Genomic DNA, 26,675 nt, shown 5'->3' on the forward strand with positions numbered 1-26,675 from the left:
ATGGCTGAGAGCGAGAGCGGCGCCGACAAGAGCGAGGAACCCACAAGCAAGCGACTTGAAGAGTCGCGCAAGAAAGGCCAGATCGCCCGGTCCAAGGAGCTCAACACCCTGGCGGTGACCCTCACCGGCACCGTGGCCCTGATTATCTTCGGCGCCTATATGGGCAATGTGCTGATGGAAATCATGCGCGGCAATTTCAGCTTGCCGCGTGAGGTGCTGATGAGCGAGCGCAGCATGGCGCTTCACCTGCTGGCCTCGGGCAAGGAAGCGTTGCTGGCGGTACAGCCGTTCCTGATCGCCTTGCTGATCGCCTCCATCGCCGGCCCGATTGCCCTGGGCGGCTGGCTGTTCTCGGCTGAAGCGCTGCAGCCCAAGGCCAGCCGAATGAACCCGCTGGCAGGTCTCAAGCGCATGTTCTCGGTTCAGGCCCTGGTCGAGCTGATCAAGGCGCTGGCCAAGTTTCTGGTCATTCTCGCGGTGGCGCTTCTGGTGCTTTCGGTGGATCAGGACGATTTGCTGGCCATTGCCAACGAGCCGGTCGAACCCGCCATCCTGCATAGCTTGCAGGTGGTGGGCTGGAGCGCGCTGTGGCTGTCGTGCGGGTTGATCCTGATCGCGGCGGTGGACGTGCCGTTCCAGCTGTGGAGCCACAAGAACAAGTTGAAGATGACCAAGCAGGAAGTGCGCGACGAGTACAAGGACACCGAGGGCAAGCCGGAGGTCAAGGGGCGTATTCGTCAGTTGCAACGGGAGATGGCCGAGCGGCGCATGATGCAGGCCGTGCCGGAGGCCGATGTGGTGATCACCAACCCGACGCACTTCGCCGTGGCGCTCAAGTACGACCCCGAGAAGGGCGGCGCGCCGCTGCTGCTGGCCAAGGGCGGCGACTTCCTGGCGTTGAAGATCCGCGAGATCGCCCAGGAGCATCAGGTGATGGTGCTGGAATCGCCGGCGCTGGCGCGGGCCGTGTACTACTCCACCGAGCTGGACCAGGAAATCCCCGCCGGTCTGTATCTCGCCGTGGCGCAGGTGTTGGCCTACGTCTACCAGCTACGTCAGTACCGTGCCGGCAAGGGCAAGCGGCCGGGGCCGTTGCCCGATCTGCCGATTCCGCCGGATTTGCGTCGCGACTCATAACCCTCGTAATGCTGTTTTCGTCCACTCCCGCGTTTCTGGAACGCTTCTTGCCATAACCCTTGCAAGGCGCATGTCAGCGTCAAAAGATTGAATTGGCTGGGGTCGTCACGTGGCATTCAATATCAACCGCTCGCAAATCATCGGGGACGCTCGTGGCAACCTGGCCGGGCTGCGCCAGGGCAGCCTGGGTATCCCGCTGCTGTTGCTGGCGCTGCTGGGCATGGTCACGCTGCCGGTGCCGCCGCTGCTGCTCGACACCCTGTTCACGTTCAACATCGCCTTGTCCATCGTCGTGCTGCTGGTCGCCGTCTACGCGCTACGCCCGCTGGACTTCGCCGTATTCCCCACCATCCTGCTGGTGGCCACCCTGTTGCGCCTGGCGCTCAACGTCGCCTCAACTCGCGTCGTGCTGCTGCACGGCCAGGAAGGCCCGCACGCCGCGGGCAAGGTAATCCAGGCCTTCGGTGAGGTGGTGATCGGCGGTAACTACGTGGTCGGTGTGGTGGTCTTCGCCATCCTGGTTATCATCAACTTCGTGGTCGTCACCAAGGGTGCCGGACGGATTTCCGAAGTCAGCGCGCGTTTCACCCTCGACGCCATGCCCGGCAAGCAGATGGCCATCGACGCAGACCTGAACGCCGGTTTGATCGATCAGGCCGAGGCCAAGAAGCGTCGTGCGGAGGTTGCCCAGGAGGCCGACTTCTACGGTTCGATGGACGGTGCCAGCAAATTCGTTCGTGGCGATGCCATCGCTGGTCTGCTGATCATGTTCGTCACCCTGATCGGCGGCATGGCCATCGGCATGCTGCAGCATGGCCTGAGCTTTGCCGATGCGAGCAAGATCTACGCGCTGTTGGTGATCGGTGATGGCCTGGTCGCGCAGATTCCTTCGCTGCTGCTGTCCACCGCCGCAGCCATCATGGTTACCCGCGTATCCAGCTCCGAGGACATGGGCCAGCAGGTCAACCGGCAGATGTTCGCTTCGCCGCGTGCTCTGGCCGTAGCGGCGCTCATCCTGATCGTCATGGGGCTGGTGCCGGGTATGCCGCATATATCCTTCATCGGCCTGGGCCTGATCGCTGCTGGTGGCGCCTATTGGATCGCTAACAAGAAGCGCAGGGCTCAAGAGGTGGAGCAGCAGGAAGTGCAGCGTCAGCAGGAACTGATTCCGGCGCAGAAGGCGCAGGAGGTCAAGGAGCTGGGTTGGGATGACGTCACTCCGGTCGACATGGTCGGCCTGGAAGTGGGCTATCGGTTGATTCCGCTGGTCGATCGCAACCAGGGTGGCCAGTTGCTGGCGCGGATCAAGGGCGTGCGCAAAAAGCTGTCGCAGGAAATGGGCTTTCTCATGCCATCGGTGCATATCCGCGACAACCTCGACCTGGCGCCCAATGCCTATCGCCTGACGCTGATGGGCGTCAGCGTCGCCGAGGCCGAGGTCTACCCCGACCGTGAGTTGGCGATCAATCCCGGGCAGGTATTCGGCCCGCTCAACGGCATCGCCGCCAAGGATCCGGCGTTTGGGCTGGAGGCGGTGTGGATCGACCCGACTCAGCGTGACCAGGCGCAATCGCTCGGTTACACCGTGGTCGACGCCAGTACCGTGGTCGCCACTCATCTCAACCAGATCCTGCACAAGCATGCCCATGAGCTGCTGGGGCACGAGGAAGTGCAGCAGCTCATGCAGTTGCTGGCCAAGAGCTCGCCGAAGCTGGCCGAAGAGCTGGTACCCGGGCTGGTTTCGCTGTCGACCCTGCTCAAGGTGCTGCAGGCATTGCTGCAGGAACAGGTGCCGGTACGGGATATCCGCACCATCGCCGAGGCCATCGCCAACGTCGCGCCCAAGAGTCAAGATCCCGCCGCTATGGTCGCTGCCGTTCGCGTGTCGCTGGCCCGTGCAATCGTGCAAAGCATTGTGGGACTAGAGCCGGAGCTGCCTGTCATCACGCTTGAGCCAAGGTTGGAACAGATTTTGCTGAACAGTCTGCAGAAGGCCGGTCAGGGTAGCGAGGATGGCATCCTCCTCGAACCGGGCATGGCCGAGAAGCTGCAGCGATCCCTGGTGGAAGCGGCGCAGCGCCAGGAAATGCTCGGCAAGCCGGTGATTCTGCTGGTGGCCGGGCCGGTTCGGGCGATGCTGTCGCGCTTCGCGCGGCTGGCGGTACCCAGCATGCACGTGCTGGCGTACCAGGAAATTCCGGACAACAAGCAGGTCACCATAGTCGCTACGGTCGGCCAGAACTGAGGTAGAGGGTCATGCAGGTCAAACGTTTCTTCGCCGCCGATATGCGGACCGCCATGAAACTGGTGCGTGACGAACTGGGCGCTGACGCCTCGATCATCGGCAACCGCCGTGTCGCCGGTGGCGTCGAGCTGACTGCCGCCCTGGATTACCAGGCGCCGACGCCGGTCCGCCCGAACCCGGCGCTTGAGGCCGAACTGCGCAAGACTCAGGCGCGCATCGTCAGCGCCCAGGCAGAGCTGGCCACCCGCTCCGAACAGGACGCCGGCAAGGACCGTCAGCTGTTCGCCAATGAATCGCTGCTGGCGCCCGAGCTCCCGGTAACGCCAGTCAAGCCGCAGCGCCCGGTCGAGGTCGCAGCGTCGGCCGCGCCGGCGGTCGACCCGCGCGCGCTGGATGCCATGCGCTTCGAACTGCATGGTCTGCGCGAGCTGATCGAGGTGCAGCTGGGCTCCATCGCCTGGGGACAGTTGCAGAATCGCCGTCCGCAGCAGGCCAATCTGTGGCGCCGTCTGCAGCGCATGGGGCTATCCGCCGAGCTGTCGCAGGCATTGCTGGGCAAGGTCGCCGGTGTGGCCGAGCCACGTCAGGCCTGGCGCATGCTTCTGGCGCACCTGGCTCACGCGATCAAGACGCCCAAGGTCGAGCCTCTGGAAGAGGGTGGGGTAATTGCTCTGGTCGGTCCGGCCGGCATGGGCAAGACCACCACGCTGGCCAAGCTGGCCGCGCGCTATGTGCTTAAGTACGGGGCGCAACAGGTCGCTCTGGTGAGTATGGACAGCTTCCGTATTGGCGCACAGGAGCAACTCAAGACTTTGGGGCGTATCCTTGGTGTATCGGTGACGCAGATCGATCCGGGTCAGTCTCTGCTGCAGGCCCTGGCGCCGCTGGCCAAGAAGCGCGTGGTGCTGATCGATACTGCCGGGCTGCCGGGCAATGATCCGGCCCTGCGTCTGCAACTGGAAAGCCTCGCCTCGGCACGCATCAAGGCGAAAAATTATCTGGTTCTGGCTGCAACAAGTCAGAGTCAAGTGCTCAAGGCGGCCTACCATAGTTACAAGCGCTGCGGCCTCGCAGGCTGCATACTGACGAAACTGGATGAAGCCGCGAGCCTGGGCGAGGTTTTGGGTCTGGCTATAGGCCATCAACTGCCGGTAGCCTATGTGACGGACGGCCCGCGGATTCCTGACGATCTGCAGGTACCGCGCAGTCATCAGCTGGTCAGCCGTGCGGTAGGCCTGCAGGCTGCCGAGGAGCCGAGTGAGGATGCCATGGCGCAGATGTTCGCCGGCCTCTACCACAGCCCGGCGCAGCGAGCCGGTTGAAGCGGCGAGAATGTTGCACCCTCTGGCGCATATGGCGCGGGAGTGAACGGCCTGATGGCCAAGTCGAAGTTAGACAAGGTGTAAAGAAAACATGGGTATGCATCCCGTACAGGTGATCGCGGTGACCGGCGGCAAGGGTGGCGTCGGCAAGACCAATGTGTCGGTGAATCTGTCCATGGCCCTGGCCGATCTCGGTCGTCGGGTGATGTTGATGGATGCCGACCTGGGGCTGGCCAATGTCGACGTGTTGCTGGGGTTGACGCCCAAGCGCACGCTGGCCGATGTCATTGCAGGTGAATGCGATCTGCGCGATGTCCTGCTGCAGGGACCGGGTGGCATTCGCATCGTGCCGGCCGCATCCGGCACGCAGAGCATGGTCAGCCTCACGCCGATGCAGCATGCCGGTCTGATTCAGGCTTTCAGCGATATCAGTGAAAACCTCGATGTGCTGGTGATCGATACCGCCGCCGGCATCGGCGATGCAGTGGTCAGTTTCGTGCGCGCCGCGCAGGAAATCCTTGTGGTGGTGTGCGATGAGCCCACTTCGATCACCGATGCCTATGCGTTGATCAAACTGCTCAATCGTGACCACGGCATCAGCCGCTTCCGCGTCCTGGCCAACATGGCCCACAGCCCGCAGGAAGGGCGCAATCTCTTTGCTAAGCTGACCAAAGTGACCGATCGCTTCCTCGATGTCGCCCTGCAGTACGTCGGTGCCGTGCCCTACGATGAGTGCGTGCGCAAGGCCGTGCAGAAGCAGCGCGCAGTCTATGAAGCCTTCCCGCGATCCAAATGCGCGCTGGCGTTCAAGGCGATAGCTCAGAAAGTTGACACCTGGCCGCTGCCGGCCAATCCCCGCGGCCATCTGGAGTTTTTCGTCGAGCGTCTGGTACAGCAACCGACTGCAGACTCGGCCGTATGACAGCAGCCTCTGGACTTCGTATGTATAACAAGGCTCAGGCGCAGGACTCCCAGCATCAGCTGATCGAGCGTTACGCTCCGTTGGTCAAGCGCATCGCCTACCACCTGCTGGCGCGCCTGCCTGCCAGCGTGCAGGTCGATGATCTGATCCAGGCCGGCATGATCGGCCTGCTCGAAGCCTCGCGCAAATACGACGCCGGCAAGGGTGCCAGTTTCGAGACATTCGCCGGTATTCGTATCCGTGGCTCCATGCTCGACGAGGTGCGCAAGGGGGATTGGGCGCCGCGTTCGGTGCACCGCAACAGCCGTATGGTGAGCGACGCCATTCGTGCCGTCGAAGCAAGAACAGGACGCGACGCTAAAGATCACGAGGTTGCGGCCGAACTCCAATTGAGTCTGGAAGATTACTACGGCATTCTTGGCGACACTTTGGGCAGCCGCCTGTTCAGTTTCGACGACCTGTTACAGGACGGCGAGCATGGCGGGCTGCACGAAGACGCCACGCACACCCACCTCGAACCTTCGCGGGACCTCGAAGACGAACGCTTCCAGGCGGCCTTGGCCGATGCCATCGCCGGCTTGCCGGAGCGCGAACGTCTGGTGCTGGCGCTGTATTACGATGAAGAACTGAACTTGAAGGAAATCGGTGAAGTGCTGGGGGTTAGCGAGTCGCGCGTGAGCCAGTTGCACAGCCAGTGCGCGGCGCGTTTGCGCTCGCGGCTGAGTGAATGGCGCGCCAATTGAAGCGGCGTACTCGCAGGCAGAAACGGTTTCACGATTAAAGGACGTAGTTGCAAGCGCAATACGTTTGGGACTGTACGGAGGTCGACTTGGACAAGAACATGAAAATCCTCATCGTTGACGATTTCTCGACGATGCGACGGATCATCAAGAACCTCTTGCGGGACTTGGGTTTCACCAACACCGCGGAAGCCGACGACGGCACCTCGGCTTTGCCGATGCTGCAAAGCGGCAGCTTCGACTTTCTGGTGACCGACTGGAACATGCCCGGCATGACCGGTATCGACCTGCTGCGTGCCGTGCGTGCCGATGAGCGCCTCAAGCACCTGCCGGTGCTGATGGTGACCGCCGAAGCCAAGCGCGATCAGATCATTGAGGCGGCCCAGGCCGGCGTGAATGGCTACGTGGTCAAACCCTTCACCGCTCAGGTGCTGAAGGAAAAGATCGAGAAGATCTTCGAGCGGGTTAACGGCTGATGCCGGCCGCGAGGGTGCTATGGAACACGATGACTCTACGATGGGTGACCTTGAGTCGACCCTGAAAAGCAACGCCCGCGATCTGGTCGACAGTCTCGAACAAGGTAACTTCGGCGCCGCGGTGCAACTGATCAACGAGCTCAACAAGGTCCGCGACCGCGGGCTGTATCACGAAGTCGGCAAGCTGACCCGTGAGTTGCACAACGCCATCGTCAACTTTCAGCTTGACGCGCGCATGCCCCATGCTCAGGAACTTTCGCAGATCGCCGACGCGACCGAGCGCCTGAACTATGTCGTGACCATGACCGAGAGGGCCGCCAATCGCACCATGGATCTGGTCGAGCAGAGCGCGCCGCTGGTCAACGACATGAGCGACGAGGCGCAGAGTCTGAGCGTCGAGTGGGGTCGTTTCATGCGCCGCGAAATTGACGCCGATGGCTTCCGTGAGCTTGCCAAGCGAGTCGAGCTGTTCCTGGCCCGTAGCGAACGGGATGGCGCCAAGCTCTCAGGTTATCTAAACGACATTCTGCTGGCACAGGACTACCAGGACCTCACCGGTCAGGTGATCAAGCGAGTCACCCAGTTGGTGACCGAAGTGGAAAGCAACCTGCTCAAGCTGATGTTGATGGCGAGTCAGGTCGATCGTTTTGCCGGTATTCAGCACGACCACGAAGTGTTGCGCAAAGAGCAGGAAAAATTAAAAGAGCCGTCGCGGGGTGAAGGTCCGCAGATTCATGCCGATAAGCGTGATGACGTCGCCTCCAGTCAGGACGATGTCGACGACCTGCTGTCCAGTCTAGGGTTCTAAGGAGCACACAATATGAGCTTCGGCGCCGATGAAGAGATTCTCCAGGATTTCCTGGTAGAGGCCGGCGAGATTCTCGAACAGTTGTCCGAACAGTTGGTCGAGCTGGAAAGCCGACCGGACGACATGAACCTGCTCAACGCCATCTTTCGCGGTTTCCATACCGTCAAGGGTGGTGCAGGCTTCCTCCAGCTCAACGAGCTGGTGGAGTGCTGCCATATCGCCGAAAACGTCTTCGACATCCTGCGCAAGGGTGAGCGTCGCGTCGATTCGGAACTGATGGATGTGGTGCTCGAGGCTCTTGATGCTGTGAACGGGATGTTCGGCGAGGTGCGTGAGCGCCGCGAGCCGACCCCTGCCTCGCCCGAACTGCTGGCCGCGCTGTCTCGCCTGGCCGAACCGGGTGGCAGCGAAGCGCCTGCCGCACCCGTGCAGCAGACCGCACCGGAGCCCGAGCCGGAACCTGTGGCCGCTGCTGCACCTGTTTCCTCTGGCGACATCACCGACAGCGAATTCGAACAACTGCTCGACGCGCTGGGTGAGGCGCCGTCTGCCGAAGCGAGCGCGCAAGGCAACACCGCTAGCGACGAAATTACCGACGACGAGTTCGAGTCGCTGCTCGATCAGCTGCATGGCAAGGGGCAGTTCACCGGCACGGTCGAGGCGCCTGTGGCTGCCGCTTCGGCTTCGCCTGCGGCGGCTGCACCAGCCAGCGATGAAATCACCGACGATGAGTTCGAAGCCCTGCTCGATCAGCTGCATGGCAAGGGCCAGTTCTCGGGCGCGGCCGAAGCCGCTGCACCAGCCGCCCCGGCGGCAACGCCGGCAGCGGCCAGCGATGAAATCACCGACGACGAGTTCGAGTCGCTGCTCGATCAGCTGCACGGCAAGGGCAAGTTCGTGCCGCCTAGCGAGCCGGCGCCGGCAGCCGCGGTAGATCCTGTTGTCACGCCCAAGGCCGCTGCGCCGGCTGCCAAGCCTGCTGCGGCCAAGACCAAGGCCGAGCCAGCTGCTTCCCGTCCTGCCGCTCCGGCCCCGGCTGCCGACAAGGCACCTGCGGCAAGTGAGGCAGAAACCACCGTACGGGTCGATACAGCACGCCTCGACGAGATCATGAACATGGTCGGCGAGCTGGTGCTGGTGCGTAACCGCCTGGTTCGCCTGGGCCTCAACAGCGGCGACGAGGCCATGGCCAAGGCCGTGTCGAACCTCGACGTGGTGACGGCCGACCTGCAGACCTCGGTGATGAAGACGCGCATGCAGCCGATCAAGAAGGTCTTCGGCCGCTTCCCACGTCTGGTGCGCGACCTGGCGCGCAACCTGAAGAAGGAAATCAACCTCGAGCTGGTGGGTGAGGAAACCGACCTCGACAAGAACCTGGTCGAGGCGCTGGCCGATCCGCTGGTGCACCTGGTGCGCAACGCCGTCGACCATGGCGTGGAAACCCCGGAAGAGCGCGAGAAGGCCGGCAAGGCCCGTGCCGGTCGTGTGGTGCTGTCGGCCGAGCAGGAAGGCGACCACATCCTGCTGACCATCAGCGACGACGGCAAGGGCATGGACGCCGATGTGCTGCGTGCCAAGGCCGTGGAGAAAGGCCTGCTGGACAAGGATGCGGCTGACCGCCTCAACGAGTTCGAGTGCTACAACCTGATCTTTGCCCCGGGCTTCTCGACCAAGACCGAGATTTCCGACGTGTCTGGCCGTGGCGTCGGCATGGACGTAGTCAAGACCAAGATTTCCCAGCTCAACGGCACGGTCAACGTGTTCTCGCAGAAGGGCCAGGGTTCGAAGATCGTCATCAAGGTGCCGCTGACTCTGGCGATCATGCCGACGCTGATGGTGATGCTGGAGAATCAGGCCTTCGCCTTCCCGCTGGTCAACGTCAACGAGATCTTTCACCTCGACCTGTCGCGTACCAACGTCGTCGATGGTCAGGAAGTAGTGATCGTGCGCGACAAGGCGTTGCCGCTGTTCTACCTCAAGCGCTGGCTGGTGCCGCAGGCATTCCAGGAGGGGCAGGGTGAAGGCCATGTGGTGATCCTCACCGTTGGCAGCCAACGCATCGGCTTTGTCGTCGATCAATTGGTCGGGCAGGAAGAAGTGGTAATCAAGCCGCTGGGCAAGATGCTGCAAGGCACGCCCGGGATGTCTGGTGCCACGATCACTGGCGACGGACGCATCGCATTGATTCTCGACGTACCGAGCATGCTCAAGCGCTACGCTCGACGGTTCTGATGTTTCGCGGCGAGGGCCATGGTGTCGCGCCGTCTAGGAGTGTGTATGGCTGTTAAGGTTCTGGTGGTGGACGACTCCGGTTTCTTCCGCCGGCGCGTTTCAGAAATCCTGTCTGCTGACCCCAGCATTCAGGTCGTAGGCACGGCCACCAACGGGCGGGAAGCCATCGATCAGGCGTTGGCGCTCAAGCCCGACGTGATCACCATGGATTACGAGATGCCGATGATGGACGGCATCACTGCGGTCCGAAACATCATGCAGCGTTGCCCGACGCCGGTACTGATGTTCTCCTCGCTGACCCATGAAGGCGCCCGTGTGACTCTCGACGCACTGGACGCCGGCGCCGTGGATTTCCTGCCGAAGAACTTCGAGGACATCTCGCGCAACCCCGAGAAGGTCAAGCAGATGCTGTGCGAGAAGGTGCACAGCATCGCGCGCAGCAACCGCCGTTTCAGCTCGGCTGCAGTGGCTCCGGCGCCGACTGCGGCGAATCCGAGCACGGCGCCGAGTAGTCGTCCGGCCGTTTCGACACGACCTGCTGCGCCGGCTCCTGCTGCGCCTGCACGTTCCGCGTCAGCGCCTGGCGGCGGAGCAGCGATATCGCCTGCGCCCAGGCGCAAGGCCTACAAGCTGGTGGCGATCGGCACCTCCACCGGTGGGCCGGTAGCGCTGCAGCGTGTGTTGACTCAATTGCCAGCCAATTTCCCGGCACCCCTGGTGCTGATCCAGCACATGCCGGCCGCTTTCACCAAGGCCTTCGCCGAACGTCTGGACAAGCTGTGTCGTATTCAGGTCAAGGAAGCCGAGGATGGCGATATCCTGCGTCCCGGTCTGGCGCTGCTGGCGCCTGGCGGCAAGCAGATGATGGTCGACTCGCGCGGTGTGGTGAAGATCCTGCCGGGTGACGAGCGCCTCAACTACAAGCCCTGTGTTGATATCACCTTCGGTTCCGCGGCCAAATCCTATGGCGACAGGGTCCTTGCCGTGGTGCTGACCGGCATGGGCGCCGACGGTCGCGAGGGCGCGCGGATGCTCAAGCAGGTCGGCAGTCAGGTCTGGGCACAGGACGAGGCCAGTTGTGTCATCTACGGCATGCCCATGGCGGTGGTCAAAGCCAACCTGGCCGATGCGGTCTATGGCCTCGATGACATCGGTCGACACCTGACCGAGGCCTGCCAGTGACGAAGATCAACTCGGGAACATGCGCATGGATGTACTGAGCCTCATTGGCGTCATCCTGGCGTTCGTTGCCATTCTGGGCGGCAACTATCTGGAAGGCGGCAACGCCGGGGCGTTGCTCAACGGCCCGGCGGCGTTGATCGTCATTGGTGGTACGCTGGGGGCCGCCTTCCTGCAGACGCCCATGCCGGTGTTCAAGCGTGCCGTGGGCACCCTGCGCTGGATCTTCTTTCCGCCGCGTATCGATCTGATCGGTGGCATCAATCGGGTGGTCGGCTGGAGCATGGTGGCGCGCAAGGAAGGTCTGCTGGGACTTGAGGCCGTGGCCGATGCCGAGCCGGATCCTTATGCGCGCAAAGGCCTGCAATTGCTGGTCGATGGTGCCGAGCCCGAATCCATTCGCAGCATTCTGGAAGTCGATCTCTATACCCAGGAAGCGCGCGACATCCAGGCTGCCAAGGTATTCGAGAGCATGGGTGGCTATGCGCCGACCATCGGCATCATCGGTGCGGTGATGGGCCTCATTCATGTGATGGGCAACCTGGCCGATCCGAGCATGCTCGGCAGCGGCATTGCCGTGGCGTTCGTGGCTACCATCTACGGCGTCGGTTTTGCCAACCTGTTGCTGTTGCCGGCGGGCAACAAGCTCAAGTCCATCGCGCTGCGCCAGTCGCGCTACCGCGAGATGCTCCTCGAGGGCATCCTGTCCATCGCCGAAGGGGAGAACCCGCGCTCCATCGAACTGAAGCTGCAAGGCTTCATGGACTGATGGAGGCATGGCATGGCGCGCAGGCGGCAACATGAAGAGCACGAGAATCACGAGCGCTGGCTGGTGTCCTATGCGGACTTCATCACCTTACTCTTCGCCTTCTTCGTGGTGATGTACTCGATCTCTTCGATCAACGAAGGCAAGTACAAGATCCTTTCGGAGTCGCTGACCGGCGTGTTCAATCAGCCGGATCGCTCGATCAAGCCGATTCCGGTTGGTGAGGAACGGCCGCGTACCAGCGAGCCCGACAGCACGGCGATGGACGACCCGAGTTCCGACTCGACCCTGCAGAGCATCGCCTCCAGCGTGCGTGAAGCCTTCGGCGATCTGATCCAGAGCGATCAGCTGAGCGTACGCGGCAACGAAATGTGGGTGGAGCTCGAGCTCAGCTCCAGTCTGCTGTTTCCCAGCGGCGACGCGATTCCGAACAACCAGGCATTCGAGATCATCGAGAAGGTCGCCAAGATTCTGGCGCCCTACGAGAACCCGATCAGGGTCGAAGGGTTTACCGATAACCTGCCGATCCAGACTGCCCAGTACCCGACCAACTGGGAACTGTCTTCAGCACGTGCGTCGAGCATCGTGCGTATGCTGGCCATGGATGGCGTAGACCCTTCGCGTCTGGCCGCTGTCGGCTACGGTGAATTCCAGCCGGTGGCCGACAATGCCACGGCCGAGGGCAGGGGACGAAACCGTCGGGTTGTGCTGGTGATTTCGCGCAACCTCGACACGCGACGTGGCGCCGACAGTGCCGCTACCCGGCAGCCCGAGGCTGGCACGCAACCTGCACCGGCGTCTGCGTCAGGGGTTCCGCAGTCGTGAGCCGTCAAATCCCAGTCGCATGCTGTGTGCTTGCGACAGCCATTCTCGGCCTGAGCACCTCTTGCCGGGAGGATGAGAGAAGATGAAAGTCTGGGCAGTAGCCAATCAGAAGGGTGGGGTCGGCAAGACCACCACCTCCATCGCACTGGCGGGCCTGTTGGCCGATGCCGGCAAACGTGTGGTCGTTGTCGATCTCGACCCGCATGGGTCGATGACCAGCTACTTCGGCCATGATCCCGATACGCTGGAGCACAGCTGCTTCGATCTGTTCCTGCATCAGGGCAACGTGCCGCAAGGCTTGCCCAGGCAGCTGCTGCACGGCACCAGCCACGAGAATATTTCGCTGCTGCCATCGAGCACCGCACTGGCCACGCTCGAGCGCCAGTCGCCGGGGCAGAGTGGCCTGGGGCTGGTGGTCGCCAAGAGCCTGGCGCAGCTGTGGGAGGATTTCGACCATGCCATCATCGACAGCCCGCCGCTGCTCGGCGTACTGATGGTCAACGCTCTGGCAGCCAGCCAGCAGCTGGTTATTCCGGTGCAGACCGAGTTCCTCGCGGTCAAGGGGCTGGAACGCATGATCACCACGCTGGCGATGATCAACCGCTCGCGCAAGCTGGCGCTGCCCTACACCATCGTGCCGACCTTGTTCGACCGCCGAACCCAGGCCTCCATGAGTACGCTGCGTGTACTGCGCAACACCTATCCCGAGCACTTGTGGCCGGCTTACATTCCGGTCGATACGCGCTTGCGTGATGCCAGCCGGGCAGGGCGCACACCTTCGCAATTCGATGCCAACAGCCGCGGCGTCATCGCATATCGGGCGTTGCTCAAGCATCTGCTCAGCAATCAGCCGGCGGCGCAGGTGGCTTGAAATGAGCGTCTGTGTTGAACTGCCCTCAAGTCCGAGCATGCTGCGGCCGATAGGTTGGAAAGATCTTATTCCGGGTTCCCGCCATGAGTCGTAACGTCGCCACTGCCACACGTTCCCAGCTGGCTCTGCAGTCCTACCTCGATGGGCTCCTGCGGGAAGCTGCTGCCGAGCTGGAGGTGTCCGTGAGCCTCGACGAGTTCGAGGCTGCGGTGCTTGAGGAGCAGGTGCGCGATGCTCGACTGGTCGAGCCTGTTGCGTCGGTGGCCGCTCCCGTTGCGCTCGCTGTGGTTGCCGAAGCGCCTGTTCAGCCTGCGCAAGTCGTTGCACCCGTGGAGTTGACAGCGCCAGTGCAGGCGCCGGTGGTCGAGGAGGCGCCGCCAGCGGTTGCTACGCTTGCCGAGCTGGCTCCGCAACCGGCTGGTTTGCTGGCCGATGGACGTCCGGCCTGGGCCGAAGAGCCGTTCGAGTGCCTGTTGTTCGATGTTGCCGGCTTGACCCTGGCCGTGCCGCTGATCTGCCTGGGGTCCATCTACCCGCTCGAAGGGCAGGAACTGACACCACTGTTCGGACAGCCTGATTGGTTCCTCGGTATCCTGCCGAGCCAGGCTGGCAACCTGAAGGTGCTGGATACCGCACGTTGGGTGATGCCGGACCGTTACCGCGAGGACTTCCGCGAAGGCCTGCAGTACGTGATTTCCGTGCAGGGCTACGAATGGGGGCTGGCAGTGCATCAGGTCAGCCGCTCGATCCGCCTCGACCCCAGTGAGGTCAAGTGGCGCAGTCAGCGCACCCAGCGGCCCTGGCTGGCCGGCACGGTGATCGAGCACATGTGTGCGCTGCTCGACGTGGCGGCCCTGGCCGAGCTGATCGCCAGCGGTGCGGCGAAACGCCTGAATGGCGGAAAAGTGCATTGAGAATTGGTGGGTTCGTGGCAACGGGCTCTATAGTTTGATGACAAGCGGGTCAACCCGCACATGCCGCACTGAGCGGTTTTTGACGAGGCTAGGGACATGAAGAAAAGTTCTGCACAAGGTGCCGAAGATCCGATTCTGCAGTGGGTGACCTTTCGCCTGGACAACGAGACCTACGGCATCAACGTGATGCAGGTGCAGGAAGTCTTGCGCTACACCGAGATTGCCCCTGTGCCGGGGGCGCCGAGTTACGTACTGGGCATCATCAACCTGCGTGGCAACGTGGTGACCGTGATCGATACCCGCCAGCGTTTTGGCCTGGGTTCGGCGCCGGTAACCGACAATACCCGTATCGTCATCATCGAAGCGGACAAGCAGGTGGTCGGCATCCTGGTCGACAGCGTTGCCGAAGTGGTTTACCTGCGTCAGTCCGAGATCGAGACCGCACCGAACGTCGGCAACGACGAGTCGGCCAAGTTCATCCAGGGCGTATGCAACAAGAACGGCGAGCTGCTGATCCTGGTCGAACTGGACAAGATGATGTCCGAAGAAGAGTGGTCGGAGCTGGAGAGCATCTGAGCCATGTCCGAATTTGCCATGCTCGCTGCGGCCCTGGCCTTCGTGGCCTTGCTATGCGTGGCACTGGGCATCGTCTGCAATGGCCTGTATCGCAACCAGCAGCGTCTGCTGGCCGAGCAGGCCAAGCGTGATGCCGTGCGCGATGCGCGGATCAAGGATCTGAGCAAGCGCCTGGACACCTACCTGACCGGCAGCATCCGCATGGGTGAGGAGCTGCATGAGCTACGCCGAGTGGTGGCGCCGCTGCCGGACAAGGTCAGCCAGATCGAGCAGCGCGATCCCAGCAGCCTGTCCTTTACTCAGGCTGCGCGTCTGGTGGGCATGGGCGCCAGCGTCGATGACCTGACCCAGTCCTGCGGCCTGAGCAAGGCCGAGGCCGAGCTGATCAGCCGTCTGCACAAACCCAAGGCCGGACAGCCCCGATAGCATTGCGCCTGGACGCAGGTCGATGCGTATTGCCGGCGCGCTACTGTCCGAGCAACACCTCTGTAATGAACGCTTCTGCTTGGAGGCGCTCAGTTGGTCGGCCCTTCGAGCTGGCGCAGCGGCGGTGTGACGTCGCGTTCCTCATCCGCTCTGAAACCAGGTGGCGTTTTGCCCTGTAGGTACCAGGCAAAGGCGATGATCTCGGCGATACAGCGATACAGCGCTTCGGGAATCGCATCGCCCAACTCCAGACGTGCCAGCAGGCGCACCAGCTCGGCATTCTCGTAAATTGGCACTTCGTATTCGCGGGCGATGGCGAGTATGGCTTCGGCCAGCTCGTCGTCGCCCTTGGCACTGAGCACAGGTGTGCTCTGCCCGTCGTAGTTGAGGGCAATGGCCTGGCGGGGTTCGGCTTGCGACTTGCGACTCATGCGGTTTCATCCACCCAGCGTTGTTCCAGCGAGGTTTTCGGCCCTTGTGGCGGCATGCCCTGACTGCAGGCCAGCTCGCCGACTTCCAGACCTGCAGCCTGCAGGCGGTCACGCAGATGACCGAGTTCGGCATTGATCAGCTGGGTGGTTTCTGCGCGTTCGGCCCAAAGCTGACTGGACAGGCTGCCGCGCAGCAGTTGGGCGCGCACCTGCAGCGGGCCCAGGTGATCAAGATCGAAGGCCAGTTCCACGCGCCAGAGGGTTTCCTTCTGTTCCGCCTTTTCTGCCTTGCCGCTGTCTTCGCGTTGCAGTTTGACCTGCAGGGGAATCACTTCCTGCTGATGGCGCATGGGCAGCTCCAGTTGCCAGGTGGTCAGCAGATTGCCGTTGGCGTCGACCTGGGTTTGCGCCAGGCTCGACAACTGGTGGGTCTGCAGCCGCGAAACGGCCGCCGCAGCGAGTTTCAACAGGGTTTCCAGATCAGCCTCGCCATCCATGTTCTGCAACAGGCGCGAGGGTAGGGGGAAGGTCAGTGCCTGTTGCCTCGACGATCCGGCCGCATTCACGCCGAGCAGTTGCCGGGCCAGGTTGGGCAGATTCTGGTTGAACGCATTCTGCAGGCCGGCGAGGGTGCCGGCACCGCCCGGCAGCTGCGGCGTCAGTTGGGCAATCAGACGCAGCAGATTGGCTTTAAGATCCTGCTGCAGGGCTCCCGTCTGGCCCTGCAGCAGCTTGGCTTCGAGCAGCACGCCGCTGTTTGCCAGCGCCTGCGCCAGGCCCTTGGCGGTACTTAACTGAGCGCTGTCGGGCAGTGTGCCGAACAGCTTGTCGATACTGCCGCGCAGCGCCTCGTCGCCGCCGCTGAGGTTCTGCAATCCCTTGAACAGACCCTCCAGCGAAGCCTGGCGATTCTGCTGCGCCGCCAGTTGCTGGCCCAGCACCAGTTGGTCGAGGCGGCCACTGAGGGGCAGGAAGGTGAGGCTCTGGCTGCCCTGCACCTGAGCGCTGAGGAGGCTGCCGAGCGGTAGTGCCAGTGGGCTGTCGAGTGCCAGTTTGCTGCCGGCAAGCGGGGTGTTGAGCAGATTCACCACCAGGCGATAGATCGTCTGTGCGCCTTGGGGCGGCAGGACGTCGCGACTGACGACCTTGCCCTGGACCAGGGTGCCGGGCGGCAGTTGCTGCAGATCAAGGCTGGTCAGCGGCTTGTCACCGCCGGCCTGCAGGGCCACTGTCAGGCGGGTGTCGGACAGTGCAGTAACCACCAGCGCGCTGCCCTGAGCCAGCTGTCTGGGGCTTTCGGCCTGCAGGGTCGCCTGCCTGCCGCCTTCAAGCGTCAGTTTCAGCAGTAGTTGGAAGGTCTGCGCCTGCTCGCGAATCGCGACAACTTCGGCCCTGGCGCTTTCGCCGGCGGCCAGCATGCCTTCCAGCGGCTGCAGCAGGCGTACGGCCATGTCGGCAGCGCTCGCAGTGCTGCGGCTCACCGGTGAGGATGGCGGAAGCGGGCGTGGGCTGCTGATTTCGCTCATGGGCTCTCACGTATCTGGTGGTGTGCTGCCAGGTGGGCAAGCCTCAGGCCGATTTGCCTGCGACAGATTAACACCCTGTCGAAAATGCTGACTGCGGGGACAGTGATGCGCCATGTATAATGCCGGCCCGCTGCGCATCGCACTTCCGGCACGCGTCAGTATAGCGGCCGGAGTACCGTCGACTTTAACCCTGCCAGGTATCGATGACCCGTCCCGTTCCTCTTCTCGAAGCCGTGGCGCTCAGCTGTGAGCGGGACTGGCGCATGCTTTTCGAGCAACTGCATTTCGCGCTGCAGCCAGGTGACATGTTGCAGATCAGTGGCCCCAACGGCAGTGGCAAGACCAGCCTGTTGCGTCTGATCGCCGGTCTGCGGCAGCCGACCACCGGCGACATTCTCCTGCAGGGGCGGGCGCTGGCCGAGCAACGCAGTGAGCTGGCGCGCAATCTGTTGTGGATCGGTCACGCCGCCGGCATCAAGGGCCTGCTGAGCGCTGAAGAGAATCTGGCCTGGCTCTGCGCGCTGCATCGCCCGGCGAGCCGCGAAGCGATCTGGCGGGCGCTGGAGGCGGTCGGGCTGCGCGGCTTCGAAGACGTTCCCTGTCACACCCTGTCGGCCGGTCAGCAGCGTCGAGTGGCTCTGGCGCGCCTGTACCTGGAAGACACGCCACCGTTATGGGTGCTCGATGAACCATTCACCGCGCTGGACAAGAGCGGTGTGGCGCAACTCGAAGCGCATCTGGCCGGGCACTGCGAGCGAGGCGGCGTGGTGGTGCTGACCACTCACCACAGCCTGCAGCACAAACCGGCGTCCTATCGCGATCTGGATCTGGGGCAGTACGCCGCATGAGCAACGTTTTCACTCAGCTGCTTTCGCGCGAAATGCGCCTGCTCGCCCGCCGTCCGTCCGACCTGGCCAACCCTCTGGTTTTCTTCGCCATCGTCATCGCCCTGTTCCCGTTGGCGGTGGGGCCGGAGACGCAATTGTTGCAAACCCTTTCCCCGGGGCTGGTCTGGGTGGCGGCGCTGTTGGCCGTGCTGCTCTCGCTGGACGGGCTTTTCCGCAGCGATTTCGAGGATGGTTCGCTGGAACAGTGGGTCCTTTCGTCGCACCCCCTGCCTCTTCTGGTGTTGGCCAAGGTGCTGGCACACTGGCTTTTCAGCGGTCTGGCGCTGGTTCTGCTGGCCCCTCTGTTGGCGTTGATGCTCGGTTTGCCCGGGCGCTGCCTGCCGGTACTGCTGATTTCCCTGCTGCTTGGCACTCCGGTGCTGAGTCTGCTTGGCGCGGTGGGCGCCGCGCTTACCGTTGGTCTCAAGCGCGGCGGCCTGCTGCTGGCGCTGCTGATTCTGCCGCTGTACATCCCGGTGCTGATTCTCGGCAGCGGGGCGTTGCAGGCGGCCCTGCAAGGACTGCCGGCTGTTGGCCACCTGTTGTGGCTGGCCAGCCTCACTGCGCTGGCGGTGACCCTGACACCTTTTGCCATTGCCGCCGGTCTGACCATCAGTGTCGGCGAATAGGAACGAACCGTGATACACCTGACCGACAGCAGTCGAGCCAGGCCTGAATAATGAGTCGAGCATGAACTGGACGTGGTTTCACAAGTGGGGTTCGCCCAAGTGGTTCTATGAGATGAGTGGCCGCTGGCTGCCCTGGCTCAGCATCGCTGCCGTGTTGCTGACTGTTGCGGGCCTGGTCTGGGGCTTGGCCTTCGCGCCGCCTGACTACCAGCAGGGCAACAGCTTTCGCATCATCTACATCCACGTTCCGGCCGCTTTCCTGGCTCAATCCATCTACGTGATGCTGGCCATCGCCGGGCTGGTAGGCCTGGTGTGGAAGATGAAGCTGGCCGACGTCGCCTTGCAGCAGGCAGCGCCCATTGGAGCCTGGATGACGGCCATTGCGCTGCTCACCGGTGCGATCTGGGGCAAGCCGACCTGGGGCACCTACTGGGTGTGGGACGCGCGCCTGACTTCGATGCTGATCCTGCTGTTCCTCTACTTCGGTGTGATCGCCCTGGGCAACGCCATCAGCAACCGCGACAGCGCCGCCAAGGCCTGCGCGGTGCTGGCCATCGTCGGCGTGATCAATATCCCGATCATCAAGTACTCGGTGGAGTGGTGGAACTCGTTGCACCAGACCGCCACCTTCAAGGTCACCGAAAAGCCGGCGATGCCGGTGGAAATGTGGCTGCCGCTGTTGCTGGCGGTGCTGGGGTTCTACTGCTTCTTCGGCGCCGTGCTGCTGTATCGCATGCGTCTGGAAGTGCTCAAGCGCGAATCACGCAGCAGCTGGGTGAAGGCCGAAGTGCAGAACCTGGTGGAGGGCAAGGCATGAGCTTCTCGTCCTTTTCCGAATTCCTCGCCATGGGTACCCATGGCGCCTACGTCTGGAGCGCCTACGGCATCAGCCTGGCGATCCTGGCGTTGAATGTGGTGCTGCCGATTCTGGCTCGCCGCCGTTACCTGCAAGACGAGGCGCGCCGTTTGCGCCGGGAGAAGTCGAAGTGAATCCGGTTCGCAAGAAACGTCTGTACATTGTTCTGGCCATCCTCTGCGGTGTCAGCATCGCCGTCGCGCTGGCGCTGACCGCGCTGCAGGAGAACATCAATCTGTTCTACACCCCGAGCCAGATCGCCAACGGCGAGGCGCCGGTGGATACCCGCATTCGTGCCGGCGGTCTGGTGCAGGAGGGTTCGGTGAAGCGTTCGGCCGATTCGCTGGAAGTCGATTTCATCGTCACCGATGGCGCTCACGGCGTGACCATCCGCTACAGCGGCATCCTTCCGGATCTGTTCCGCGAGGGGCAGGGCATCGTCGCCCTTGGTCGCGTGAACGCGGACGGTGTGCTGGTGGCCGATGAAGTGCTAGCCAAGCACGACGAGAACTACATGCCGCCTGAAGTGATGCAGGCACTGGAAAAGAGTGGGATGAAGCAGCAGCACGATGCTGCAACCGCCGCCAAGCAGGGCTACCAGCAGGAGAGCGCGCAATGATCCCCGAGCTCGGCCATCTGGCGATGATCCTGGCGCTGTGCCTGTGCATGGCGCAGGCCACGCTGCCGCTGATCGGCGCCTGGCGCAGTGACCACCAGTGGATGAGCCTGGCGCAGCCGGCCGCCTGGGGGCAGTTCGCCTTCCTGCTGTTTGCCTTCATCTGCCTGACCTACGCCTTCATGGTCGACGACTTCTCCGTCGCCTACGTGGCCAGCAACTCCAACACGGCGCTGCCCTGGTATTACAAGTTCAGCGCGGTCTGGGGGGCACACGAAGGCTCCCTGCTGCTGTGGGCATTGATCCTGGCCGGCTGGACCTTTGCCGTGTCGATCTTCTCGCGGCATTTGCCGGAAGAGATGCTGGCCCGCGTGCTGGCAGTGATGGGCATGATCAGCGTCGGTTTCCTGCTGTTTCTGATCATCACCTCCAACCCCTTCGAGCGCCTGCTGCCGAACTCGCCCGTTGATGGTCGTGACCTCAATCCCCTGCTGCAGGACTTCGGCCTGATCGTCCACCCGCCGATGCTGTACATGGGTTATGTCGGCTTCTCGGTAGCCTTCGCCTTCGCCATCGCCGCACTGCTTGGCGGCAAGCTGGATGCCGCCTGGGCGCGCTGGTCGCGGCCCTGGACCATCGTCGCCTGGGCCTTCCTCGGCATCGGTATCGCCCTGGGTTCCTGGTGGGCCTACTACGAACTGGGCTGGGGCGGCTGGTGGTTCTGGGACCCGGTAGAGAACGCCTCCTTCATGCCCTGGCTGGTGGGCACGGCGCTGATCCACTCACTGGCCGTGACGGAAAAGCGTGGCGTGTTCAAGAGCTGGACCGTACTGCTGGCCATTGCCGCGTTCTCCCTCAGCCTGCTCGGAACCTTCCTGGTGCGTTCCGGAGTGCTGACCTCGGTGCATGCCTTTGCCACCGACCCGGAGCGCGGCGTATTCATCCTCGCCTTCCTGCTGGTGGTGGTCGGCGGTTCGCTGGCGCTGTTCGCCGTGCGTGCGCCGGTGGTCAAGAGCCAGGTCGGCTTTGGCCTGTGGTCGCGCGAGACGCTGCTGCTGGTCAACAACATCGTGCTGGTGGTGGCCGCGGCCATGATCCTGCTCGGCACTCTCTATCCGCTTGTGCTCGATGCCCTGAGCGGCGCCAAGCTGTCGGTCGGCCCACCATACTTCAACGCACTGTTCCTGCCGCTGATGGCATTGCTGATGGCGGTGATCAGCGTCGGCGTGCTGGTGCGCTGGAAGGACACCCCGCTGAAGTGGCTGGGCAGCATGCTGACGCCGGTGCTGGTCGCCAGTGTCGTGCTCGCGGTCGTCGCTACCTTCCTGCATGGTGATTTCCACTGGTCGGTGCTGGCTGTCTGCCTGCTGGCGTTCTGGGTGATCCTCGGTGGTGTGCGCGACATTCTCGACAAAACGAGGCACAAGGGCCTGTTCAAGGGGCTGCCGGGTCTCGGCCGCAGCTACTGGGGCATGCAGACGGCGCATCTGGGTTTTGCCGTGTGCGCCCTGGGTGTGGTGCTGACCAGCCTGGGCAGCTATGAGCGCGACCTGCGCATGGCACCGGGTGACTCGGTGGAGCTGGCGGGCTATCGCTTCCAGTTCGACGGCGCCGTGCATCACGAAGGCCCCAACTTCATCTCCGACAAGGGCACGGTGCGTGTCTTCGACGGTGAGCGGCAGATCAAGGTGCTGAACCCGGAGAAGCGTCTGTACACCGTGCAGCAGTCGACCATGACCGAGGCCGGCATCGATGCCGGCTTTACCCGCGATCTGTTCGTCGCCCTCGGCGAGCCGCTGGAGCAGGGCGCCTGGGCCGTGCGCATTCACATCAAACCCTTCGTCCGCTGGATCTGGCTCGGTGGTTTGCTGATGGCCTTCGGCGGTCTACTTGCCGCGGCCGACAAGCGCTACCGGATCAAGGTACGCACCCGTGTGCGTGAAGCTCTGGGCATGCAGGAGGTCAGCGCATGAGACGTTTGCTGCTGCTGTTGCCGCTACTGGCATTCCTGGCGATTGCCGTATTCCTGTATCGCGGTTTGTTCCTCGATCCCTCCGAGTTGCCCTCGGCGCTGATCGGCAAGCCGTTCCCGGCCTTCAGTCTGCCGGCGCTGGACAATCCCGAGCGCACCCTGAGCGCAGATGACCTCAAGGGCAAGCCTGCACTGGTCAATGTCTGGGCCACCTGGTGTCCGTCCTGTCGTCACGAACATCCGGTGCTGAACAAGCTGGCCGAGGCCGGCGTGGTGATTCACGGCATCAACTACAAGGACCAGCGCGAACCGGCGCAAAAGTGGCTGCGCGAGCTGCACAACCCCTACCAGCTGAACATCGAGGATGCCAAGGGCAGCCTGGGCCTGGACCTGGGCGTGTATGGCGCGCCGGAGACCTTCTTCATCGACGCCAGGGGCATCATCCGCCACAAGTACGTCGGAGCCATCGACGAGCGCATCTGGCGCGAAAAACTGGCGCCGATCTATCAGGAACTGGTCGACGAGGCACAGGCACCATGAAAACTACTGTGCTCGATCATGCTGCGTTGAAAACAGGCTGGAACGCCAGCCCGGTCAAATGCTCATTTACAACTTGTAAACTCCGCTTCTTCGCCTGCTTTCGCCTTGCCTGCTCTTCGCTCGCGACGTTTTCATGGCACCTGTCTAAACGTGTGCTGATGTCCGCCGGTCTGGCACTGGGCCTGTTGGCCAGTGCGCATGCTGCCATCGACACCTTCGAGTTCGCCAACGAGGCTGAGCGCCAGCGTTACCGCAATCTGATCGAAGAGCTGCGCTGTCCGAAGTGTCAGAACCAGAATATCGCCGATTCCGATGCGCCGATCGCCATGGACCTGCGTGGCGAGATCTATCGCATGCTGGAGGAGGGCAAGAGCAACGAGGAAATCATCGACTTCCTGGTTTCCCGCTACGGCGACTTCGTGCTCTACAAGCCACCGCTGACCAGCCGCACGCTGCTGCTCTGGTACGGCCCGGCCGGCCTGCTGCTGATAGGTTTCGGCGTGCTCGGGGTGATCGTCCTGCGCCGTCGCGGCCAGCAGAAGACACGCTCCGCCGCTGGCCTTTCCGCCGATGAGCAGGCGCGCCTCGCCGCGCTGCTCGCCCAAGCCTCTCAGGACAAGAAAGACCAATGATCGATTTCTGGTTGCCCGCCGGGCTGCTGTTGCTGACCGCCCTGGCGTTTCTGCTGATTCCGGTTTTGCGCATTCGCAAGCTGCAGGCCGAAGAAGACCGTACCGCCCTCAACGTCACTCTCTATCAGGAGCGCCTGCAGGAGCTGGAAAACCAGCGTCAGGCCGGCGTGCTCGATGATGCGCAGCTGGAGGCCGGTCGTGCCGAAGCGGCGCGCGAGCTGCTCGCCGATACCGAGGGCGTGCAGCGTCGCAGTGGCGTGCTCGGCGGCAAGATCCCGCTGGTTTCGGCGTTGCTGGTGCCGGTGCTCGGTGTAGCCCTGTACCTGCACTGGGGCGCGCTCGACGAGCTCGAGCAGAGCCGTCAGCTGGCCGCCATGCAGCCGCAGAGCATCGAGGAGATGACCGCGCGCCTGGAGCAGACCGTCAAGCAGCAGCCGGACTCCGCCGAAGGCTGGTATTTCCTCGGACGTACCTATATGGCGCAGGAGCGTGCCGGCGATGCCGCCAAGGCCTTCGAGCGCGCGGTGGAGATCGCCGGGCGTGCCCCGGAACTGCTCGGCCAGTGGGCGCAGGCGCTGTATTTCGCCGAGGGCAAGCAGTGGAACGAGCAACTGCAGGGGCTCACCGACGAGGCGCTGCAGGCCGATCCGGAAGAGGTCACCAGCCTTGGGCTGCTCGGCATCGCGGCTTATGAAAGTCAGCGCTATGCTGATGCAGTGCGCTACTGGGAGCGCCTGGTTGCCGTACTGCCGGAGCAGGACCCGTCTCGCGTGGCCATCGCCGGTGGTATCGAGCGCGCCCGGCAGCAGATGAGTGAAGGCGAGCAGCCCGGTGCTGCCGCCGGGCCGGCCGCCAAGGTGCATGCTCTGGAGGTCAGCGTGTCGCTGGCGCCCGAAGTGCAGCAGAACGTGCAGCCGGACGATGCCGTATTCGTCTTCGCCCGCGCACTCAGCGGCCCACCAATGCCGCTGGCAGTCAAACGCCTGAAGGTTTCCGACCTGCCGGTTCAGATCAGCCTCTCCGATGTGGACGCGATGATGCCCGAACTGAAGATTTCCCGATTCGACCAGGTACAGTTGGTGGCCCGTGTGTCCCGTGCCGGCAACGCCACACAGGGCGAGTGGACCGGCCAGACCGGGCCGGTTTCCAACACCGCTCGTGACGTGCAGACGCTGCTGATCGACAGCCGCGACGGGCAGGCCCAATGAAGCGCCTGGCGCTGGCCTGCGCCATCGGGCTGAGTCTGACTGGCTGCGTACTGCAGCAACCGACACCGCCGGCTGGCGATCCGCCGCCAGTGCAGCAGCAGCCATCGCACCCGCGCTACGCGCCGCCGCCAGGGGTGAAAAGCCACTGGAACCCGGCGCTGGGCGTCTACGTGGTCGAGGGCGCGCGAGATCTCTACTACCGCGAGCGTATCTTCTACCGCTGGGACGGTGGCTGGAGCTGGTCGCCGCAGGCCGGTGGTCCGTGGAAGGACACCGACAGCTCGGGGATTCCACCGGGGCTGTTTCGTCAGTATCAGAATCGTTGAAATGACCCGGTGCCGACAGCATCAGCTGCTGCGCGCCGGTTACCTGACACCGCATACGAGAACGGCGCCCGAAGGCGCCGTTTTCTTTGCTTGGTGAACAGTGCTCAGTGAGCCCAGATCCTGCCGACCAGGAGGTAGCAGATCAGGGTCACCAGCACCACGCCGAACAGGTTGAGGGCGAAGCCTGCCTTGATCATCGACTGTATCTTCATATGCCCGGTGCCGAACACGATGGCGTTGGGTGGTGTCGCCACCGGCATCATGAACGCGCAGCTGGCAGCGATGGCGGCGGGGATCGCCAGCAGTTCGGCCGGCATGCCCTGCGACACGGCCAGTGCACCCAGCAGTGGCAGGAAGGCGGCGGCAGTGGCGGTATTGGAGGTGACCTCGGTAAGGAAGATGATCACCAGCACCACCACGCCGATCATTGCAATCACCGGCAGTGCGCCCAGTGCGCCGAGGCTCTGGGCGATCCACTCGGCCAGGCCGGTGCTGCGGATCACGCCAGCCAGCGACAGACCACCACCGAACAGCAGCAGCACGCCCCAGGGCAGTTTGCTGGCGCTTTCCCAGTCCATCAGGAACACGCGCTGCTTGCTGTCCACGGGGATGATGAACAGCGCCAGGGCGGCGGCGATGGCGATGCTGGTGTCGTTGACCCCCGGCAGCCAGCCGGCGATCAGCGGCTGAAACACCCATGCCAGTGCGGTAACCACGAATACCAGCGCCACCAGCTTCTCGCCGCGGCTCAGCGGGCCGAGCTCGGCCAGTTCACTGCGAATCAGCTGCGTGCTGTCATGCCCGGCCAGGTTGAAGCCACCGCGGGTCAGCCACCACCAGGTGAAGGCCAGCATGATTATGGCCACCGGCACGCCGAGCAGCATCCACTGGCCGAAGCCGATCTGTACGTCGTAGTTGTCGGCGAGGAAGGCGGCCAACAGAGCGTTCGGCGGGGTGCCGATCAGCGTGGAGATACCGCCGATGCTGGCCGCGTAGGCGATTGCCAGCAGCAGCGCGGTGGCGAAGCGCTCATGATCGGCTTTGCCTGTTTCCTTTCCTCCAGTGAGCATGCCGATCACCGAAAGACCGATGGGCAGCATCATGATGGTGGTGGCGGTATTGCTTACCCACATGCTGAGAAATGCAGTGGCAATCATGAAGCCAGCAATCTGCCTGCTCGGCTTGCTGCCCATGGCCAGCAACGTCATCAGAGCGATGCGCTTGTGCAGGTTCCAGCGCTCCATGGCCAGGCCAAGTACGAAACCACCAAGGAACAGGTAGATGGTCGGGTTGGCGTAGGGCGCGGTCGCGGCGTTCAGACTGTCGATGTCCAGCGCCGGGATCAGCAGGATTGGCAGCAGCGAGGTGGCCGGAATCGGAATGGCTTCGGTCGACCACCAGGTGGCCATCAGCAGAGTCAGCCCGATGGTGGCCCAGGCGGCACTGGACAGGCCGGCTGGTGGCTCGGTGAACAGACACTCGAGCAGTAGCAATGGGCCCAGGATCAGGCCAATCCAGGCGGCCTTGGCAGGCGCCGTGGATTCATTGGTGGTAACGGCCATGGCACGCTTCCTTCAGCTAAAAGTCGGGCTTTATTGCCCACTGGGCGACTT

Annotated in this window: 28 protein-coding genes; 25 read left to right on the plus strand and 3 right to left on the minus strand. The window is 63.2% G+C overall.

Features of this window, described 5'->3' with window-relative positions; genetic code table 11:
- The 15 genes from flhB (at position 1) to OEG79_RS08100 (ending at position 15,439) form a co-directional block, all read left to right on the plus strand.
- The gene (gene flhB / locus OEG79_RS08030; RefSeq protein ID WP_264148247.1) at positions 1-1,137 is read left to right on the plus strand and encodes a flagellar biosynthesis protein FlhB; all 1,137 of its coding nucleotides are present in this window, start codon (positions 1-3) and stop codon (positions 1,135-1,137) included.
- Between the two features lie 121 nt (positions 1,138-1,258).
- Positions 1,259-3,382 (plus strand): flagellar biosynthesis protein FlhA, encoded by a 2,124-nt coding sequence (flhA, locus tag OEG79_RS08035; protein WP_264148694.1) that lies wholly within the window; start codon positions 1,259-1,261, stop codon positions 3,380-3,382.
- An 11-nt stretch (positions 3,383-3,393) separates the two neighbouring features.
- The gene (gene flhF / locus OEG79_RS08040) at positions 3,394-4,704 is read left to right on the plus strand and encodes a flagellar biosynthesis protein FlhF (RefSeq protein WP_264148248.1); all 1,311 of its coding nucleotides are present in this window, start codon (positions 3,394-3,396) and stop codon (positions 4,702-4,704) included.
- Positions 4,705-4,795: 91 nt separating this feature from the next.
- Positions 4,796-5,626, plus strand: a complete 831-nt coding sequence (gene fleN, locus OEG79_RS08045) for a flagellar synthesis regulator FleN (RefSeq protein WP_167494315.1) — start codon at positions 4,796-4,798, stop codon at positions 5,624-5,626.
- Complete coding sequence (gene fliA / locus OEG79_RS08050; protein WP_264148249.1) at positions 5,623-6,369, plus strand: RNA polymerase sigma factor FliA; 747 nt, start codon at positions 5,623-5,625, stop codon at positions 6,367-6,369. The genes fleN and fliA overlap by 4 nt, the downstream gene beginning before the upstream one ends.
- A gap of 98 nt (positions 6,370-6,467) precedes the next feature.
- The gene (locus OEG79_RS08055; RefSeq protein ID WP_169968482.1) at positions 6,468-6,842 is read left to right on the plus strand and encodes a chemotaxis response regulator CheY; all 375 of its coding nucleotides are present in this window, start codon (positions 6,468-6,470) and stop codon (positions 6,840-6,842) included.
- A gap of 19 nt (positions 6,843-6,861) precedes the next feature.
- Complete coding sequence (locus OEG79_RS08060; protein WP_264148250.1) at positions 6,862-7,650, plus strand: protein phosphatase CheZ; 789 nt, start codon at positions 6,862-6,864, stop codon at positions 7,648-7,650.
- A gap of 12 nt (positions 7,651-7,662) precedes the next feature.
- Entirely contained in the window at positions 7,663-9,882 is a 2,220-nt protein-coding gene (locus OEG79_RS08065; RefSeq protein WP_264148251.1) for a chemotaxis protein CheA, read from the plus strand.
- Between the two features lie 45 nt (positions 9,883-9,927).
- On the plus strand, positions 9,928-11,064 hold the full coding sequence (locus tag OEG79_RS08070) for a protein-glutamate methylesterase/protein-glutamine glutaminase (protein ID WP_264148252.1): 1,137 nt from the start codon (positions 9,928-9,930) through the stop codon (positions 11,062-11,064).
- Between the two features lie 25 nt (positions 11,065-11,089).
- Positions 11,090-11,830 (plus strand): flagellar motor protein, encoded by a 741-nt coding sequence (locus OEG79_RS08075; RefSeq protein ID WP_264148253.1) that lies wholly within the window; start codon positions 11,090-11,092, stop codon positions 11,828-11,830.
- 12 nt (positions 11,831-11,842) lie between these two features.
- On the plus strand, positions 11,843-12,652 hold the full coding sequence (motD, locus tag OEG79_RS08080) for a flagellar motor protein MotD (protein ID WP_264148254.1): 810 nt from the start codon (positions 11,843-11,845) through the stop codon (positions 12,650-12,652).
- A gap of 82 nt (positions 12,653-12,734) precedes the next feature.
- On the plus strand, positions 12,735-13,523 hold the full coding sequence (locus OEG79_RS08085; protein ID WP_264148255.1) for a ParA family protein: 789 nt from the start codon (positions 12,735-12,737) through the stop codon (positions 13,521-13,523).
- 83 nt (positions 13,524-13,606) lie between these two features.
- Positions 13,607-14,437, plus strand: coding sequence for a CheW domain-containing protein (locus OEG79_RS08090; RefSeq protein WP_264148256.1), 831 nt, complete (start codon positions 13,607-13,609; stop codon positions 14,435-14,437).
- A 96-nt stretch (positions 14,438-14,533) separates the two neighbouring features.
- Positions 14,534-15,013 (plus strand): chemotaxis protein CheW, encoded by a 480-nt coding sequence (locus tag OEG79_RS08095; RefSeq protein ID WP_003243242.1) that lies wholly within the window; start codon positions 14,534-14,536, stop codon positions 15,011-15,013.
- A gap of 3 nt (positions 15,014-15,016) precedes the next feature.
- Positions 15,017-15,439, plus strand: coding sequence for a DUF2802 domain-containing protein (locus tag OEG79_RS08100; protein ID WP_264148257.1), 423 nt, complete (start codon positions 15,017-15,019; stop codon positions 15,437-15,439).
- Between the two features lie 89 nt (positions 15,440-15,528).
- Here OEG79_RS08100 and OEG79_RS08105 read toward each other — a convergent pair whose 3' ends face one another.
- Entirely contained in the window at positions 15,529-15,870 is a 342-nt protein-coding gene (locus tag OEG79_RS08105; protein ID WP_264148258.1) for an EscU/YscU/HrcU family type III secretion system export apparatus switch protein, read from the minus strand.
- The gene (locus OEG79_RS08110; RefSeq protein ID WP_264148259.1) at positions 15,867-17,396 is read right to left on the minus strand and encodes a flagellar hook-length control protein FliK; all 1,530 of its coding nucleotides are present in this window, start codon (positions 17,394-17,396) and stop codon (positions 15,867-15,869) included. The genes OEG79_RS08105 and OEG79_RS08110 overlap by 4 nt, the downstream gene beginning before the upstream one ends.
- A 203-nt stretch (positions 17,397-17,599) precedes the next feature.
- Between OEG79_RS08110 and ccmA the strand changes: the two genes are divergently transcribed.
- The 10 genes from ccmA to OEG79_RS08160 all read left to right on the plus strand — a co-directional run bounded on the left by ccmA (position 17,600) and on the right by OEG79_RS08160 (position 25,062).
- A complete protein-coding gene (gene ccmA, locus OEG79_RS08115) occupies positions 17,600-18,244 on the plus strand; it encodes a cytochrome c biogenesis heme-transporting ATPase CcmA (RefSeq protein ID WP_264148260.1) in 645 nt (214 codons plus the stop codon).
- On the plus strand, positions 18,241-18,912 hold the full coding sequence (gene ccmB, locus OEG79_RS08120) for a heme exporter protein CcmB (protein WP_264148261.1): 672 nt from the start codon (positions 18,241-18,243) through the stop codon (positions 18,910-18,912). Before ccmA ends, ccmB begins: the two co-directional genes overlap by 4 nt.
- 61 nt (positions 18,913-18,973) lie before the next feature.
- On the plus strand, positions 18,974-19,729 hold the full coding sequence (locus OEG79_RS08125; RefSeq protein ID WP_264148262.1) for a heme ABC transporter permease: 756 nt from the start codon (positions 18,974-18,976) through the stop codon (positions 19,727-19,729).
- On the plus strand, positions 19,726-19,902 hold the full coding sequence (ccmD, locus tag OEG79_RS08130; protein WP_013715013.1) for a heme exporter protein CcmD: 177 nt from the start codon (positions 19,726-19,728) through the stop codon (positions 19,900-19,902). Before OEG79_RS08125 ends, ccmD begins: the two co-directional genes overlap by 4 nt.
- Positions 19,899-20,387, plus strand: a complete 489-nt coding sequence (ccmE, locus tag OEG79_RS08135) for a cytochrome c maturation protein CcmE (protein ID WP_264148263.1) — start codon at positions 19,899-19,901, stop codon at positions 20,385-20,387. Before ccmD ends, ccmE begins: the two co-directional genes overlap by 4 nt.
- Complete coding sequence (locus OEG79_RS08140) at positions 20,384-22,357, plus strand: heme lyase CcmF/NrfE family subunit (protein WP_264148264.1); 1,974 nt, start codon at positions 20,384-20,386, stop codon at positions 22,355-22,357. The genes ccmE and OEG79_RS08140 overlap by 4 nt, the downstream gene beginning before the upstream one ends.
- Positions 22,354-22,896, plus strand: a complete 543-nt coding sequence (locus OEG79_RS08145; RefSeq protein WP_264148265.1) for a DsbE family thiol:disulfide interchange protein — start codon at positions 22,354-22,356, stop codon at positions 22,894-22,896. Before OEG79_RS08140 ends, OEG79_RS08145 begins: the two co-directional genes overlap by 4 nt.
- Before the next feature lie 158 nt (positions 22,897-23,054).
- Positions 23,055-23,528 (plus strand): cytochrome c-type biogenesis protein, encoded by a 474-nt coding sequence (locus OEG79_RS08150; protein WP_264148266.1) that lies wholly within the window; start codon positions 23,055-23,057, stop codon positions 23,526-23,528.
- A complete protein-coding gene (ccmI, locus tag OEG79_RS08155) occupies positions 23,525-24,736 on the plus strand; it encodes a c-type cytochrome biogenesis protein CcmI (protein ID WP_264148267.1) in 1,212 nt (403 codons plus the stop codon). Before OEG79_RS08150 ends, ccmI begins: the two co-directional genes overlap by 4 nt.
- Positions 24,733-25,062: a hypothetical protein gene (locus tag OEG79_RS08160; RefSeq protein ID WP_264148268.1), complete on the plus strand. Its 330-nt coding sequence runs from the start codon at positions 24,733-24,735 to the stop codon at positions 25,060-25,062. Before ccmI ends, OEG79_RS08160 begins: the two co-directional genes overlap by 4 nt.
- Positions 25,063-25,166: 104 nt before the next feature.
- Here the strand turns inward: OEG79_RS08160 and OEG79_RS08165 are convergent, their stop codons facing one another.
- Positions 25,167-26,624, minus strand: coding sequence for an SLC13 family permease (locus OEG79_RS08165; protein WP_264148269.1), 1,458 nt, complete (start codon positions 26,622-26,624; stop codon positions 25,167-25,169).
- Positions 26,625-26,675: the final 51 nt, after the last annotated feature.

Source organism: Pseudomonas sp. Z8(2022) (assembly GCF_025837155.1).
GTDB lineage: Bacteria > Pseudomonadota > Gammaproteobacteria > Pseudomonadales > Pseudomonadaceae > Aquipseudomonas.